At 63.0% G+C, this 15,375-nt stretch carries 12 protein-coding genes and 1 pseudogene; 7 read left to right on the top strand and 6 right to left on the bottom strand.

Annotated features, from left to right (window positions below; genetic code table 11):
- Window positions 1–36: 36 nt before the first annotated feature.
- From RFM98_RS29160 to RFM98_RS29145, 4 genes are all read left to right on the top strand, one after another.
- Window positions 37–3,486: a helicase-related protein gene (locus RFM98_RS29160; RefSeq protein ID WP_320311990.1), complete on the top strand. Its 3,450-nt coding sequence runs from the start codon at window positions 37–39 to the stop codon at window positions 3,484–3,486.
- A gap of 70 nt (window positions 3,487–3,556) precedes the next feature.
- A complete protein-coding gene (locus tag RFM98_RS29155; RefSeq protein ID WP_320311989.1) occupies window positions 3,557–3,943 on the top strand; it encodes an RNA-binding S4 domain-containing protein in 387 nt (128 codons plus the stop codon).
- 249 nt (window positions 3,944–4,192) lie between these two features.
- Window positions 4,193–4,531 (top strand): ferredoxin FdxA, encoded by a 339-nt coding sequence (gene fdxA / locus RFM98_RS29150; protein ID WP_320215564.1) that lies wholly within the window; start codon window positions 4,193–4,195, stop codon window positions 4,529–4,531.
- A 375-nt stretch (window positions 4,532–4,906) separates the two neighbouring features.
- Window positions 4,907–5,488 carry a CarD family transcriptional regulator gene (locus tag RFM98_RS29145; protein WP_095816705.1) on the top strand — a complete coding sequence of 194 codons (582 nt, stop codon included), beginning with the start codon at window positions 4,907–4,909 and terminating at the stop codon, window positions 5,486–5,488.
- 237 nt (window positions 5,489–5,725) lie between these two features.
- Here the strand turns inward: RFM98_RS29145 and RFM98_RS29140 are convergent, their stop codons facing one another.
- The 3 genes and pseudogenes from RFM98_RS29140 to RFM98_RS29130 form a co-directional block, all read right to left on the bottom strand.
- Window positions 5,726–6,496, bottom strand: coding sequence for an amino acid ABC transporter ATP-binding protein (locus RFM98_RS29140; RefSeq protein ID WP_320311988.1), 771 nt, complete (start codon window positions 6,494–6,496; stop codon window positions 5,726–5,728).
- Window positions 6,493–6,606, bottom strand: a pseudogene (locus RFM98_RS29135) (cysteine ABC transporter permease); the annotation flags it as partial. The gene RFM98_RS29140 and the pseudogene RFM98_RS29135, both read right to left, overlap by 4 nt.
- Before the next feature lie 204 nt (window positions 6,607–6,810).
- Complete coding sequence (locus tag RFM98_RS29130; RefSeq protein WP_320311987.1) at window positions 6,811–8,022, bottom strand: MFS transporter; 1,212 nt, start codon at window positions 8,020–8,022, stop codon at window positions 6,811–6,813.
- Window positions 8,023–8,127: 105 nt separating this feature from the next.
- Between RFM98_RS29130 and RFM98_RS29125 the strand changes: the two genes are divergently transcribed.
- Window positions 8,128–8,988 carry a LysR substrate-binding domain-containing protein gene (locus RFM98_RS29125; RefSeq protein ID WP_320311986.1) on the top strand — a complete coding sequence of 287 codons (861 nt, stop codon included), beginning with the start codon at window positions 8,128–8,130 and terminating at the stop codon, window positions 8,986–8,988.
- Window positions 8,989–9,397: 409 nt separating this feature from the next.
- Here the strand turns inward: RFM98_RS29125 and RFM98_RS29120 are convergent, their stop codons facing one another.
- The 3 genes from RFM98_RS29120 to RFM98_RS29110 form a co-directional block, all read right to left on the bottom strand.
- Window positions 9,398–10,168 carry an amino acid ABC transporter ATP-binding protein gene (locus RFM98_RS29120; RefSeq protein ID WP_320311985.1) on the bottom strand — a complete coding sequence of 257 codons (771 nt, stop codon included), beginning with the start codon at window positions 10,166–10,168 and terminating at the stop codon, window positions 9,398–9,400.
- The gene (locus RFM98_RS29115; protein ID WP_320215558.1) at window positions 10,165–10,845 is read right to left on the bottom strand and encodes an amino acid ABC transporter permease; all 681 of its coding nucleotides are present in this window, start codon (window positions 10,843–10,845) and stop codon (window positions 10,165–10,167) included. Before RFM98_RS29115 ends, RFM98_RS29120 begins: the two co-directional genes overlap by 4 nt.
- 158 nt (window positions 10,846–11,003) lie before the next feature.
- Window positions 11,004–11,777 (bottom strand): amino acid ABC transporter substrate-binding protein, encoded by a 774-nt coding sequence (locus RFM98_RS29110; protein ID WP_320311984.1) that lies wholly within the window; start codon window positions 11,775–11,777, stop codon window positions 11,004–11,006.
- Between the two features lie 306 nt (window positions 11,778–12,083).
- Between RFM98_RS29110 and RFM98_RS29105 the strand changes: the two genes are divergently transcribed.
- Window positions 12,084–12,947, top strand: a complete 864-nt coding sequence (locus tag RFM98_RS29105) for an RNA polymerase factor sigma-32 (protein WP_320311983.1) — start codon at window positions 12,084–12,086, stop codon at window positions 12,945–12,947.
- A gap of 213 nt (window positions 12,948–13,160) precedes the next feature.
- The gene (locus RFM98_RS29100; protein WP_320311982.1) at window positions 13,161–15,155 is read left to right on the top strand and encodes a caspase family protein; all 1,995 of its coding nucleotides are present in this window, start codon (window positions 13,161–13,163) and stop codon (window positions 15,153–15,155) included.
- Window positions 15,156–15,375 lie beyond the last annotated feature (220 nt).

The following is a 15,375-nucleotide window of genomic DNA, read 5'->3' as shown; positions in this document are numbered from 1 at the left end:
CGACCAAAAGCGGCAGAAACACTTATTTCCGAGCCGATGAATATCCAGCCGAAACACTCCCAGCCGCTGATCCTTTCGGGCCGCGACGTGACGGCCGTGCTAGGCCCCACCAACACCGGCAAGACCCATCTCGCCATCGAGCGCATGGTCGCGCATGAGACCGGCATCATCGGCCTGCCACTGCGGCTGCTCGCCCGTGAGGTCTATGCCCGCGTCTGCGAGAAGGTGGGCGCCCACAAGGTGGCGCTGATCACCGGCGAGGAGAAGATCCAGCCGGCCGGCGCGAAATACTCGGTCTGCACCGTCGAAGCCATGCCGCGCGAAACCGACGCCGCCTTCGTCGCCATCGACGAGGTGCAGCTCGCCGGCGATCTCGAGCGCGGCCACATCTTCACCGACCGCATCCTGCATCTGCGCGGCCGTCAGGAGACGCTGCTTCTGGGCGCCGCCACCATGCATGGCATTCTGCAGAAGCTGCTGAAGGGCGTGTCGGTGGTGACGCGGCCACGGCTTTCGCATCTCGCCTATGCCGGCTCGAAGAAGCTCACCCGGCTCCCGCGGCGCACGGCGATCGTCGCCTTTTCCGCCGACGAGGTCTATGCCATCGCCGAGCTGATCCGCCGCCAGCAGGGCGGCGCCGCCGTCGTGCTCGGCGCGCTCTCGCCGCGCACCCGCAACGCGCAGGTGGAGATTTTCCAGTCCGGAGACGTCGACTATCTCATCGCCACCGACGCCATCGGCATGGGGCTGAACCTCGACCTCGATCATGTCGCCTTCGCCCAGAACCGCAAGTTCGATGGCTATCAGTATCGCAACCTGACCGCGGCCGAGCTCGGCCAGATCGCCGGCCGCGCCGGCCGGCATCTGCGCGACGGCACATTCGGCGTCACCGGCCAGGTCGATCCGTTCGACGAGGATTTGGTCAGGAAGATCGAGGCGCACGACTTCGACCCGGTGAAGGTGCTGCAGTGGCGCACCGCCGATTTTGACTTTTCCAGCCTCGATGCGCTGAAGCGCTCGATCGAGACCAATGCGCCGGTCGAAGGGCTGACCCGCGCGCTGCCGGCTGTCGACGCGCAGGCGCTGGAACATCTGTCGCGCGACGGCGATATCCGCGCCCTCGCCTCCGGCAAGGAGCGCGTCGCGCTGCTCTGGGAAGCCTGCGCCCTGCCGGACTACCGCAAGATCGCGCCGGCCCAGCATGCCGACCTCATCGCCTCGATCTATACGGACCTTGCCCGCCATGGCCATGTCGATGAGAATTACATGGCCGAGCAGGTGCGGCGCGCCGACACGACGGAGGGCGATATCGACACGCTCTCGCATCGGATCGCGCAGATCCGCACCTGGACTTTCGTCTCCAATCGCCCTGGCTGGCTGGCCGATCAGCTACACTGGCAGGAAAAGACGCGCGAAATCGAAGACAGATTGTCGGATGCGCTGCATGAGCGGTTGACGAAACGCTTTGTAGACCGCAGGACTTCCGTCCTCATGCGGCGCCTTAGAGAAAATACCATGCCTGAAGCCGAAATCAGCCCAACCGGAACCGTCCTCGTCGAAGGCCATCATGTCGGCGAGTTGCAGGGTTTCCGCTTCACCGCCGACCAAAGCGCCGGCGGCGAGGACGCCAAGGCGGTGCGCACCGCCGCGCAGAAGGCGCTTGCGGCCGAGTTCGAGGCGCGCGCCGAACGTTTTGCCGCGTGCGCCAACGGCGATCTGGCTTTGGGCTCCGACGGCGTCTTGCGCTGGATCGGCGCGCCGATCGGCACGCTGGTGGCCGGCGACGAGGCGCTGAAGCCGCGTCTGGTCCTGCTTGCCGACGAACAGCTGACTGGCCCTGGCCGCGACAAGGTCGCGGCGCGCGCCGAGCGTTTCGTCAATTTCCAGATCGAGTCACTGTTGAAGCCGCTGGTCGATTTGAAGAATGCCGACCAGCTCACCGGCATCGCGCGCGGCATCGCCTTCCAGCTGGTTGAGCATTTCGGCCTGATCAATCGCCGCGACATCGCGGAGGAGATGAAGTCGCTCGACCAGGAAGGCCGCGCAGCACTGCGCCGCCTCGGCGTGCGCTTCGGCGCCTACCATGTCTTCGTGCCGGCGCTCATCAAGCCGGCGCCGGCTGGCCTGGTGACGCTGCTCTGGGCGTTGAGGAACGACGGCAAGGACAAGCCGGGCTTTGGCGATGTGGTGCATGCGCTGGCCTCCGGCCGCACCTCGGTGGTCATCGACCCGGCCTTCGACAAGACCTTCTACAAGCTCGCCGGCTATCGCAATCTCGGCCGCCGCGCCGTGCGCATCGATATCCTCGAGCGGCTTGCCGACCTTATCCGCCCGGCGACCAACTGGAAGCCCGGCCTCGGCCAGCGCCCCGACGGCGCCTATGACGGCCACGCCTTCATGGTGACGCCGCCGATGATGTCGATCCTCGGCGCCACCGCCGACGATATGGAAGAGATCCTGAAAGGCCTCGGCTACCGCTCCGAGGCAAAGCCGGCCGCCGAAGTGAAGGCGAAACTCGAAGCGCAGGACAATGCCGCCCGCGAAGCGGCCGCGGCGAAGCTTGCGGCGGAAGAGGCAGCCCGCGCCGCGCAGGCGGCGGAAGCTGCCGCAACGGACGCGGTCGCGGTGGCACCGGTCGAGGGTTCGGAACCGGCTGCCGCTGTCGAGACCGCCGCCGAAGTTGCTGCCGAAGCCATCACGGAAGTGGCAGCGGAACCTGTCGCGGGAGAGCCGGCAGAAGCTCCGGCCGAGGCCGCGGAAGAAGCCCACCCTGTGGAGGACACCGCAGCGGTGGACACTGCGGCAGCGCCCGAGTCGACCGAAAGCGCCGAAGCCCTTGCCTCCCCCTCGATGGGGGAGGTCGCGGCGCGAAGCGGCGCGGGTGGGGGTGACGGCGCCGACGATGCAGATACTGGTACCGCTGGCGCGCGCCCCGCAACGGCACTGCGCGCCGACCCTCCCCACGAGGGGGAGGGTGAAGCCGACGCGTCGGCAGTCGAACCCGAAGAGCCGAAACCGGTCCTCCTGTGGCGCCAGGCGCGTTTCGACCATCAGCGTCCGCGCCACCGCCAGGACAACCGTCGTGACAGTCGCCCGCGCGGTGGCCAGCCCGCACGCGAGGCGGGCGCCGCAGCCGGCCAGCCTGGCGACAAGGCCGCCCACGAAGGCCGCCGCGAGCAGCGCGACGGCGCCGGCAAGCCGCGCTTCGACCGCTCGAAGTTCAAGCCGAGGCCGGAGACGGGCGACCGGCGCGAGGGTGGTGAACGGCGCGAAGGCAGGCCGCAAGGCGAGCGCCCGGATCGCCACGAAGGGGGCCGCCGCGAGGGCCGGCCCGACTGGAAGGGCAACAGGCAGGACGGCAAGGGCAACGCTCCGGGCGGCAAGCCGGCCTTCCAGGGCAAGCCGCGCGAAGAACGCCCGCAGCGCTTCGATCCGGACTCGCCCTTCGCCAAGCTCGCCGCCTTGCGCGACCAGCTGAAGAAATAGGCTAGAGCATGATCCCGAAAAGTGGGAACCGGTTTTCGGATAAGATCATGCTCCGACAAAGCTAGCCCCGATGGTTGGAGAAGGCCGCCAGCGCATCGACAAATGGCTGTTCTTCTCGCGCGCGCTGAAGTCGCGGTCCCTGGCGGCAAAGGTCGTCGTCGCCGGACACGTCCGTATCAATCGCGACAAAGCAGCGCAGGCCTCGGATTTGGTGAAGCCAGGCGACGTGCTGACCATCACGCTCGAGGGCCGTATCCTGGTCTGGAAAGTGCTGAACTGCGGCACGCGGCGCGGCCCGGCCGACGAGGCGCGCCTGCTTTACGAGGACATGTCGCCGGCACCGACACCCAAAGGCGAGGCTGTCCCGGATGCCATTCCGGCCTTGCGCGAGGCCGGCAGCGGCCGCCCGACCAAACGCGAGCGCCGGCAGACCGACCGGCTGCTCGGCGACGACTGAGACATAGCCGGATGCCGGCGCGTCCGGAGCAATTCCAGGAAAGTTCGCGGCGGTTAGGTTCGGCGACTTCGCCGCAGCCATTGCGAGGACGAGCAGGCCGGCGATTTTTATGAATTGCTGAACCGCTCCAAAGCTGGAAATCCATTCCGCCACTGCGGCTCGGGCAGCAAGTCCTGCCCTTGCAAGCGGCGGGCAAAGGCGTTACCTCAGCCAAAAAGCCCAACAAAATGGGACGTTCCGGAGCCTGCAATGACCTATGTCGTGACCGACAATTGCATCAAGTGCAAATACATGGACTGCATCGAGGTCTGTCCGGTCGACTGTTTCTACGAGGGCGAGAACATGCTCGTCATCCATCCCGACGAGTGCATCGACTGCGGCGTGTGCGAGCCCGAATGCCCGGCCGACGCGATCAAGCCGGACACCGAGGGCGGCCTCGACAAATGGTTGCAGGTCAACTCCGAATACGCCGAGAAATGGCCCAATATCACCGCCAAGAAAGAGCCGCCGGCGGACGCCAAGGCCTTCGACGGTGAGACCGGAAAGTTCGAGAAATATTTCTCGGCGGAGCCCGGCGAAGGCGATTAATGCAGGCGTTGGCAACGCCGGCATGACGCGGCGTAATGGGGCCGATACAAATACTGTCTTGACAGGCAGCGGTCTCGCTTGGCGTTAGCGAACGCAGCAAAACCTTGATTCTTCCGACTTTTTGTGTTACATCAGCCAAACATGCCGGTGACACAACGTCGATTTATGGCGCTAACGCCCCAAATCACTGAAAGGTGAGCTTCTCAAACCCGAACCAGAGCGATCTGGGACAGGCGGCCGCATTCGTGCGCTTTGCTGGTCTCGGCTTTTTCCGGTGGGTTCGCCTGTTGTGCGGCTAATGATCGGCTACCGCCGGTCACACGAGTTCAGCCGGCGCCGCCATGCCGGCGCTACAACCAAGGAGTTCAGGGCGTAATGGCAACGATCACCCCGCAGAAGAAGTCCACCGCAGCCCGCCACGGGTTCAAGACCGGCGAGTTCATCGTCTACCCCGCGCATGGCGTCGGCCAGATCGTGGCGATCGACGAGCAGGAAGTTGCAGGTCACAAGCTGGAACTGTTCGTCATCGATTTCCAGAAGGACAAGATGCGTCTGAAAGTGCCGGTCGCCAAGGCTACCTCGATCGGCATGCGCAAGCTGTCGGAAGAGGACTATGTCGACCGCGCGCTGAAGGTCGTGCAGGGCCGCGCCCGCATCAAGCGCACCATGTGGTCGCGCCGCGCGCAGGAATATGATGCCAAGATCAATTCCGGCGACCTGATCTCCATCTCGGAAGTGGTGCGCGACCTCTATCGCGCCGACAACCAGCCGGAGCAGTCCTATTCCGAGCGTCAGCTGTATGAAGCCGCGCTCGATCGCATGGCCCGCGAGATCGCCGCGGTGAACCGCATGTCGGAAACCGAGGCGGTGCGCCTCATCGAGGTCAACCTCAACAAGGGTCCGAAGCGCGGCGCCAAGGCCGACAACGAAGAGTCTGAACAGGAAGAAGCTGCCTGAGCTTTTTCGCTCCAGGAGTATGAAAAACCCGGCCTCGCGCCGGGTTTTTTGTTTCTGGCTTGCTGTGAAGCGGCCGCGCGGACCCCCACCCGGACCTTCGGTCCGATCTCCCCACAAGGGGGAGCTACTGCATGTCGCCCAGAAGTGTGCAGCGGTTCTGGGACAACGGCATGCATCAAACCAAAGACTTAAAGCGCGTCGCCTGAATCCGGCTCAGCGCGACGCGCTTTAGGGAGCTCAGCCGCCAGATTCCTTCTGTGCCTCCTCCTGCCGCAACGAAGCGATGAAGCGTTTGGTCCGCTCGCGCTCCGGATTGTCGAACAGGACCGAAGCCGGACCTTTCTCGACGATCGCGCCGGCATCGAGGAAGACGACCTCCTGCGCGATCTTGGAGGCGAGCCTGAGATCATGCGTGGCCATCACCATGGTCGTGCCCTCGCGGGCAAGCTGCCCGAGCACGTCGACCACTTCCTGCGCCAGTTCCGGATCGAGCGCCGAGGTCGGCTCGTCGCACAGCAGCACGCGCGGCGACGGCGCCAGCGCCCTGGCGATCGCCACGCGCTGCTGCTGACCGCCCGACAGCGTCGACGGCCAGGCATCGGCCTTATGCGCCATGCCGACCTTTTCGAGCAGCGCCATCGCCCGCTCGCGCGCCCTTGGCTCAGGCCATTTCAGCACCGTCACCAGCCCTTCCATGACATTCTCGATCGCCGTGCGATGCGGGAAGAGCTGGAAGTTCTGGAACACCATGCCGGTCTGCAGGCGGATGCGCTGGATTTCCTTGGCCGGCACCTTGCCGCCCGGATGGAACGCAATCGTCTCGTCGCCGATGCGCAAGCTGCCGGAAGTCGGAATCTCCAGTAGGTTGATGCAACGCAGCAGCGTGCTTTTTCCCCCGCCCGATGGGCCGACCAGCGCCGTCACGCTGCCTTCGTCGAGGCTGACGGTGACGCCCTTCAGCACCAGATTGTCGCCGAAGCGCTTTTCGATGGCGGTGAGGCCGATCATGCGTTGGCCTCCAGGAATCCGCCATAGCGGTTGAGCCGCACCTCCAGCCGCGCCTGCAGCGCCGACAGCACCGAGCTCAGCGCGAGATAAAGCGCCGCCGCCTCGACATAGGGGCCGGGACAAGAGCGGTATAAAATCCTGCGCTAAGGTAGAACGGACGACGAACACCGGACGGCCGCGAAGCTCAAAGATGAGCGTGGGTATTCCGAACACCGCGTTTGCCGGCCAAACAAGCTCCTTTCGACATTGATTTCATCGATCATAAGCCGGACGACGAGGTTCAATCTGGCCGCCGTAGCACATTGCGGCATTTTCTATTTCTGTCGCAGTCGCAGTGTCAGGAAACTGGCAGCAAGAGCGGCAACCATGCTGAACAGTATGGGGCCAAGATAGCTACCGGTTTTATCGAAGACGAGCCCCGCCATTGTTGGCCCCAGCAATGCAGCAAGGCCAACAGCCGTGTAGAGATAACCCAGTATCGTTCCGATATGACGGGTGCCGAAGAGATCGGCGGCAACGGCCGGATAAAGTCCGACGCAACCGCCATAGCTCATGCCGAACGACAGGGCGAAAAGCACCAGCATGGCCAAGCCGCTGGCAACGGACCACAAGAGGAAGGAGCAAGCAACGGCAAAGGTAAGGATTGCCAAAAGGCGCAAGGAACCAATGCGGTCACCCAAGCCCGCCAGCACGAAGCGCCCAAAGATATTTCCGATGCCAATGAGTGCGATAAGGATTGTACCGCTTTCGAGCGACAGACCCATATCGTGCGCGGCCGGGACGATATGCACGTAGGGAATGAAGGTACAGAACGACGCCAGGACCAACATAAGGAAGAATAGACGGAATTGGCTGTCGCGCCAGACTGTGAAAGGGCCGGGCCGGGAGACGGATTGCGGCTCTGAGGGACTGTTGGCATCCAGGCGCTTGCGCACTAGCATCGCGGCCGGCAAACCGATGACGGCAATGACAACCGCCAAACTGATAAAACATCCGCGCCAACCAAGCCCGGGGACAAGGCGGCCGATTGTAAATGGCAACAGCAGCGTGCCAAGACCGAGGCCAGCCGTAGCAATACCGGAAGCGCGGCTTCGCTTGAGGACAAACCAGGATTGCACGGCCCCCAGCGCGGGAACATAAGAAAGGCCGATCCCAAGTCCCACGCCGGCACCATACCAAACGTAGAGCGAGTCCAGCGACTTTGCCTGGCTGGCTCCGACATAGCCGATGATCATTGCTATCAAACCGGTCGCTATGACCGCACGAGACGAGTAGCGATCAGCAAGGGGGCCGGCGATCGCCCCCAGCGAATAGAACACAAAAGCCGAGATCGAGAAGACAAGCGCGATCTCGCCCCGCGATGCCGCGAATTCCTCGGAAAGACCGGGAAACACAGCCGAGAAAGCATAGGCTGACCCGAAGGTTACGGCTGTCAGTGCGTGGGCTCCCCCGACGACCCGCCATCCGGTTGGAGAGTCAGTGTCCTCGGACAGCGAAACAGGTGACGATGTGGCTGACAAAATCAATCGGCCTTCAAAATATCCATGGCTGGAGAAATCAATGTGGCAGATGAGGTGAGTTCAGAGAAATGAATATATTTGAGCTCCGGTATTCGATATGCTGATGATGATATGTCCGTTCCACTTGATCTCGAACTGCTGAGAACCTTTGTTGCCGTCGTCGAGAGCGGCAGCTTGTCGAATGCCGCACCGCTGGTAGGCCGCAGCCAATCCGCGGTGAGCATGCAGATACAGCGTCTGGAACAGTCGGTAGGCCGGGAGCTCCTCATGCGTCGTCCCCAGGCTGCAAGGCCGAATGCCGCTGGCGAGGAGCTGTTGGCCTATGCGAGGAAAATGCTGCGATTGAGTGACGCGGCCAGAGCGGCGATCGCTCGGCCAGAGGAGATCGGTTCGGTGCGTCTTGGTGTACCGGAGGACTATGTGGCCCATTTTCTGCCGCCGGTGCTCGCGCAATTTGCAGCCGAGCATCCGCTGGTCGCGGTGGAGCTGATCTGTGAAGCATCGCGCCAGCTCATCCCCGCCGTGCAGAACGGGCGAATTGACTTGGCGATTGTCACGCGACTGCCGGGCGAGACGTTCCCGGTTCAGCGGCGAGAGCCCTTAGTCTGGGTAGCCTCACCCAATCACGTAACCTGGGAGCTCGATCCGCTCCCTATTGCGCTGTTCGAGGCCGGCTGCGGACCCGCACACGCACATGTTCTGGAAGCGCTCAAAGGTGCGAACCGGTCCTACCGTGTGGCTTATTCGAGCGCGAGCCTTTCAGGACTGATCGCTGTTGTGGAAGCCGGTCTTGCCATCGCCGGTCTTCCGCGATGCAGCGTCCCGCCCTCGCTGCGCACAATCGGCGGGTACGACGGGCTTCCGTCCATTCGAGAATTGGAGATGAGTGTATTGCGCAGTCCCGCATCGACACCGGCCGCAACGCAATGTCTGTATGACTTTCTTCAGCGCGAGTTGTCGCGCAATCTCTAACTATAAATTCCTCGCGCAAGTCAGCGGTTCCTGCGATGCATGAAATCGAGGGGAGGCGCAGCGGATCTCAACCGGTTGATAGCTATGGAAACTGTTGAAACATCGAATGACTCCAATCCACATTTGCCCATGGGATATTCCTTGGTCCCCAAAGGGGAAGCTTGCAAATGCCGTCACCTGTCTGGAGATGACGGAGAAGCCGGGCCCCAGAGAAACCAATCTTATCCCGGGACTCTCTTTGGAGCGGATGAAAGATCCCGATCCGCTGACACATAGGCAGCTTTTCCGGCTGGACGGGCGAGGCCCGTGGCTCGCCCCGGCAAGTCGCTGCGAAGCAGGGGCGAGGCTACGGCGCGGACCCCCGCCCGGACCTTCGGTCCGACCTCCCCACAAGGGGGAGGCAGGGAGCTCAGCCGCCAGATTCCTTCTGTGCCTCCTCCTGCCGCAACGAAGCGATGAAGCGTTTGGTCCGCTCGCGCTCCGGATTGTCGAACACGACCGAAGCCGGACCTTTCTCGACGATCGCGCCGGCATCGAGGAAGACGACTTCCTGCGCGATCTTGGAGGCGAGCCGCAGATCATGCGTGGCCATCACCATGGTCGTGCCCTCGCGGGCAAGCTGCCCAAGCACGTCGACCACTTCCTGCGCCAATTCCGGATCGAGCGCCGAGGTCGGCTCGTCGCACAGCAGCACGCGCGGCGACGGCGCCAGCGCCCTGGCGATCGCCACGCGCTGCTGCTGACCGCCCGACAGCGTCGACGGCCAGGCATCGGCCTTATGCGCCATGCCGACCTTTTCGAGCAGCGTCATCGCCCGCTCGCGCGCCCTTGGCTCAGGCCATTTCAGCACCGTCACCAGCCCTTCCATGACATTCTCGATCGCCGTGCGATGCGGGAAGAGCTGGAAATTCTGAAACACCATGCCGGTCTGCAGGCGTATGCGCTGGATTTCCTTGGCCGGCACTTTTCCGCCCGGATGGAATTCCAGTGCTTCATCGCCGATGCGCAAGGCACCTGACGTCGGGATTTCAAGCAGGTTGATGCAGCGCAGCAGCGTGCTTTTTCCGCCGCCCGATGGGCCGACCAGCGCCGTCACGCTGCCTTCGTCGAGGCTGACGGTGACGCCCTTCAGCACGAGATTGTCGCCGAAGCGCTTTTCGATGGCAGTGAGGCCGATCATGCGTTGGCCTCCAGGAATCCGCCATAGCGGTTGAGCCGCACCTCCAGCCGCGCCTGCAGCGCCGACAGCACCGAGCTCAGCGCCAGATAAAGCGCCGCCGCCTCGACATAGAGGATCAGCGGCTCATAGGTGGTGGCGACGATGCGCTGCGCGGCCTGGAACATCTCGGGCACCGTGATCGCGGCCGCCAGCGACGTGTCCTTGACCAGCGAGATGAATGTGTTGGAGAGCGGCGGCACCGCGACGCGGCCCGCTTGCGGAAGGATCGTGCGCCGCATCGCCTGGCTCCAGGTCATGCCGATCGAATAGGAGGCCTCCCATTGGCCCTTCGGCACCGAGCCGATGACGGCGCGGATGATCTCCGACGTATAGGCGCCGATGTTGAGCGTGAAGCCGATCAGCGCCGCGGGAAAGGCATTGAGCAGGATGCCGACCGAAGGCAGGCCGTAGAAGATCAGGAACAACTGAACGAGCAGCGGCGTGCCGCGAAAAATCCAGACATAGAAGCGCACCAGCGCGACCAGCGGCTTCGGACCGAACAGCCGGATCAGCGCCGTCACCAGCCCGGCGATCAGCCCAAGCGCGAAGGACAAGAGCGTCAGCGGTACGGTGAAGATCAGCGCCGCCCACAACAGCGTCGGCAACGATTCCAGCATCAATTGCAGCCAGTGCGGCACGGAGCGCTTCTCCTTTCCAGATACGGCGGCACCTCCCCCGTACGGAATGACTATCATGCAAGGACCGGCGGGCCGTCAAAGACGGCCCCGATGAATGTCACGCAACAAATGGCGGGCCGTCAAAGACGGCCCGCCGGTATCGAACAAAAGAACGGTGGTTACTTGGAAACGTCCTGGCCGAAATAAGTGTCTGCGATCTTCTTGTAGGTGCCGTCGGCCTTGATGTCGGCCAGCGCCTTGTTGATGGCCGCGACCAGTTCCGGATCGCCCTTGCGCACGATGACACCGGAGTAGTCGGCGTTCTCTTCCTGCGCGGCGATCTTCACATTGGCGTCGGGCTTGTGCTTCTTGAAGTCGAGGAAGGACAGGCTGTCGTTGATGGTGGCATCGGCGCGGCCGGTGAGCAGAAGCTGGATCGACTGGTCAAAGCCGTCGGTGCCGACCAGTTCGGCGCCGTTGGTTTCGGCGAGCTTGCCGAAATTCGAGGTCAGCGACTGCGCCGACTTCTTGCCCTTGAGGTCGGCGAAGGTCTTGATGTCGGTGTTGTCGCCGCGCACGATCAGCACGGCCTTCGAGGCGATGTAGGGATCGGAGAAATCATACTTCGCCTTGCGGGCATCGGTGATGCCGACCTCGTTGATGACGGCGTCGTAGCGGTTGGCGTCGAGGCCGGCGATCAGGCCATCCCACTTGCCTTCGAGGAACTCGACCTTGACGCCGAGCTTGTCGCCGATGGCTTTGGCGATCTCGACATCGAACCCGACCAGGGCGTTGGATTCGTCGTGATATGTGAAGGGCGCGTAGGTGCCTTCCGTGCCGACCTTGAGCACGCCGGCCTGCTTGATCTGGTCGAGATTGGCGCCGGCATGGCCGGCGGTGACCGCCAGAACCTGCAGCGTTCCGGCGACAAGGAGCGATTTAAGCCATTTCATTTTTCTGTGATCCCGTTTTGACCGGTGCCCCGGCTCGATTGTGAGAGCCGGAAACTGACAGATAGAAGGTTGGGAACTAAGGAACCAGATTTCAAAAATCGGCTCTGCCAGAAATCTGATGCTCAAAATCATCCGGTAATCCGCCAAGCGGCTTTCCGGGCCCGATAACAAAATGTTCCCGCTGGCAACATTTGCCCCCACGGGCGGCGGAACCATCCATGCGCCTGACACGTTGCATGGCTGTTGTAGGGCACGGCGGCGCCTTTTCAACCGCCACCATCGCAATCACCGCCAAAGGGAGCCGGCATGATCGAGGACGCGGCAGGACGGACACTGGTCCGCGCGGCAATGAGGGCTCCCTATCTCGAGCGCGACGAGGAGCATGTCCTTGCCCTGCGCTGGAAGGAAGAGAACGACCAGCAAGCGCTGCACAGGATCACCGTCGCCCATATGCGCCTGGTCATCTCAATGGCTTCGAAATTCCGCCACTACGGCCTGCCGCTCGGCGACCTGATCCAGGAGGGCCATGTCGGCCTGCTCGAGGCGGCGGCCCGTTTCGAGCCCGCGCGCGAAGTGCGCTTCTCCACCTACGCCACCTGGTGGATCCGCGCCTCGATGCAGGATTACATCCTGCGCAACTGGTCGATCGTGCGCGGCGGCACCAGTTCGGCGCAGAAGGCGCTGTTCTTCAATCTCAGGCGTTTGCGCGCCCGCCTCGCCAACGGCGCCGAGCCCATCTCCAATGCCTCGCTCTACCACGAGGTCTCGGTGGCGCTCGGCGTGCCGGAAGCCGACGTGGCGATGATGGATTCGCGCCTGTCCTCTCCCGACAGCTCGCTCAACGCACCTTTGGCCGACGAGAACGGTGCCGCCGAGCGGATGGATTTCCTGGTCTCCGAAGACCCGCTTCCCGACGAGATCGTCGGCGAAAGGATCGATGTCCAGCGCCGCGCCGTCTGGCTGAGGAGCGCGCTCAGCGCACTCAACGCCCGCGAGCTCCGGATCATCGAGGAGCGCCGGCTGAGCGATGACGGCGCCACGCTGGAATCGCTTGGGGAGCAGCTCGGCATCTCCAAGGAGCGTGTCCGCCAGATCGAAGCCCGCGCCATGGAAAAACTGAAGCTGGCGCTGGTGAAGCAGAACCCTGAATTTCTCGCGGAAGCCGCCTGATACAGCGCTCGAATTCGATTTTAAGAAATTTAGTAAATAAGAAAATATCGCTATCGCGGCAATTTTCCTTCATCCATAGTTACGGATTGTGAGGTCTTTAACAGACCATTGCATCGCAATTGGCCTTCTTGAAGCCTCCAGAATCTAACGGATGGGGGATTTGCCATGCTGCGATGCTGCGTGCTCCTTGCGGCCCTGGTTCTCGTGGCCTTTATGACGATGGACGCCCGGGCGGATCGAAGGGTCGCCCTCGTCATCGGCAATTCGGAATACCGCGAAATCCCGGCTCTCAAAAACCCAGACAAGGACGCCGAGGATGTGTCGAAGACATTCCGGCTGGCCGGCTTCGAGGTGTTCACCGGGAAGGATCTGACCAGGCTTCAGTTCGAAGAGCAGTTCCGCGACTATCTCGCGGCAGCAGACGGGGCCGATCTGGCGGTCGTCTACTATTCCGGTCACGGCTTTCAGATCGGCGGTGAGAATTTCCTTATCCCGGTCGATGCGTCGCTGAAGGACCCGGCCGACATGGAAGTTCAGGCGATCAAGGTCAACGACGTTCTGCAGCAGTTGCGCTCGAAATCGAAGATCCAGGTGATCATCCTCGATGCCTGCCGCAACAATCCTTTCCCGCGCAAGGACTATTGGCTGCGCGATCAAATGATCGTCGCCGGCGGCACCGGTCTTGCGCAAGTGACGGGCTCGCAGAACACGCTGATCGCCTTCGCCACCGAGCCCGGCGCCGTCGCCTATGACGGCAGCGGCGACCTCAGCCCGTTTTCGTCCGCCTTCTCCCGCCGCGCGCTGGCGCCAAACCAGGAAATCCGCTCGATCATGGCGGCCGTGCGCCGCGATGTGGTCAAGGCGACCAACGGCAAGCAGGTGCCGTGGGAAAACTCCTCGCTGATTGACGACGTGGTGCTGATGCGCGGTGCGAACACCGAGGCTCGGCAAGTCATCGCCCCGTCCGACGGACAGCAGCAACAGGGGTTGACCGAACGCGGAATCCGCATCGCCACCGCCGCCAAGGCGATCGAAGACCACGACATCAGCGTCCCGGTCGGCGTCGGCCCGGTTCCGCTGAAACTTGGTCTCGCAGCCAGCGATGCCTCGATCATCCTCAAGCTGGCGAACTACCCGGCAACCGGGACGTTGTCGCTGCCGGATCGCGTCCTGTCGCCGCAATCGGACCTGATGGCCGCTGAAGTCAATGATTTGCGCTACGAACCGCAGATCGGCGCGGCGGCTCCCGTCGAAATCGGCTTTCAAATCGGCGGCGGCGGCACCTCCAAGCGAGCGACGATGAAGCTGTCGCCAAGCGTCGATCCCTGCGACCAGGCCGCCGGCGAGCCGCTCGACCTGCAAGGCGTTGTCCCCGGCCGGTTGCCGAACGAGATTGGCGGCGGGGCGGTGGAGGCTTGCGCGGCGGCGGTTGACACCTATCCCGATGTCGCCCGTTTCCATTACGAGCTAGGGCGGGCATTGCTCGCGGCCGGCAAGGTCGACGAGGCAAGGCAGGCCATTCAAGATGCTGCCGACAAGGGACATGTCCGTGCGGTCTTCCAACTCGGCTACATCGCCTCGTCCGGCCTGGGGACGGCCATGGATACGACGAAAGCGAACGGCTTCTATTCCAAGGCGTCCGACAAGGGAGATCCCTACGCGATGGCCGCCTGGGGACGGGCCTTGTTCAATGGCATCGGCGTCCAGCGAGACACCGGCAAGGGGCTTGACCTGTTGCTCCAGGCTGCGGCGATGGGGCATGTCAATGCCATGACCGATCTCGCCATGATCTTCAAGGAAGGCCGCAACAGCGTGCCCGCCGATCCGGCCAGAGCCTTGGCTTTCCTCAAGGCCGGCATCGAGCGGCAGAACGTCTATTCGATGAGCATTCTCGGTCTTGCCGGGCGCAGTACCCAGACGGTCGCGGTGTGCAAGCCGAAGATCGTCCGAAAAATAGTCACGAAGATAAAGGTCGTCCGCATACCCACGCCAACGGTCTTCGGGACACCGGTCAAGCCGATACAGAACGATACCGGACCGGTGCCTTGGCGCGGCACTGACGGCGATCATCCCGAGCCCAAAGGCGGCAGCAGCAACTCCACCAGCGGCTCTGACTCCGGCAGCACCAGCGGCTCTGACACCGGCAGCACCGGCGGCCTTGACACCGGCAGCACCGGCGGTTTCGACAGCGTCAGCACCGGGTTCTGACGAACAGCAGCAGCCTGGCGTGCGCGGGGCCAACCAGATAATGCATGTCGCCCAGAAGTGTGCAGCGGTTCTGGGACAACGACATGCATCAAAACAAAGACTTAACAGGCTGCTGCAAAAGTCGCGTCCTTTTCGATTTTGATGACATTTGTCGGAATGCTTGGTCTGATCGGGCTGGATTTTGGCTTTTGCAGCTACCGGTTTTGCGTGTGTGTGGGTT

It is taken from the genome of Mesorhizobium australafricanum (genome assembly GCF_033977265.1).
Classification (GTDB): domain Bacteria; phylum Pseudomonadota; class Alphaproteobacteria; order Rhizobiales; family Rhizobiaceae; genus Mesorhizobium; species Mesorhizobium australafricanum.
Note: the sequence above shows the minus strand (reverse complement) of the source record. Positions and strands in the feature narration are given on the sequence as shown.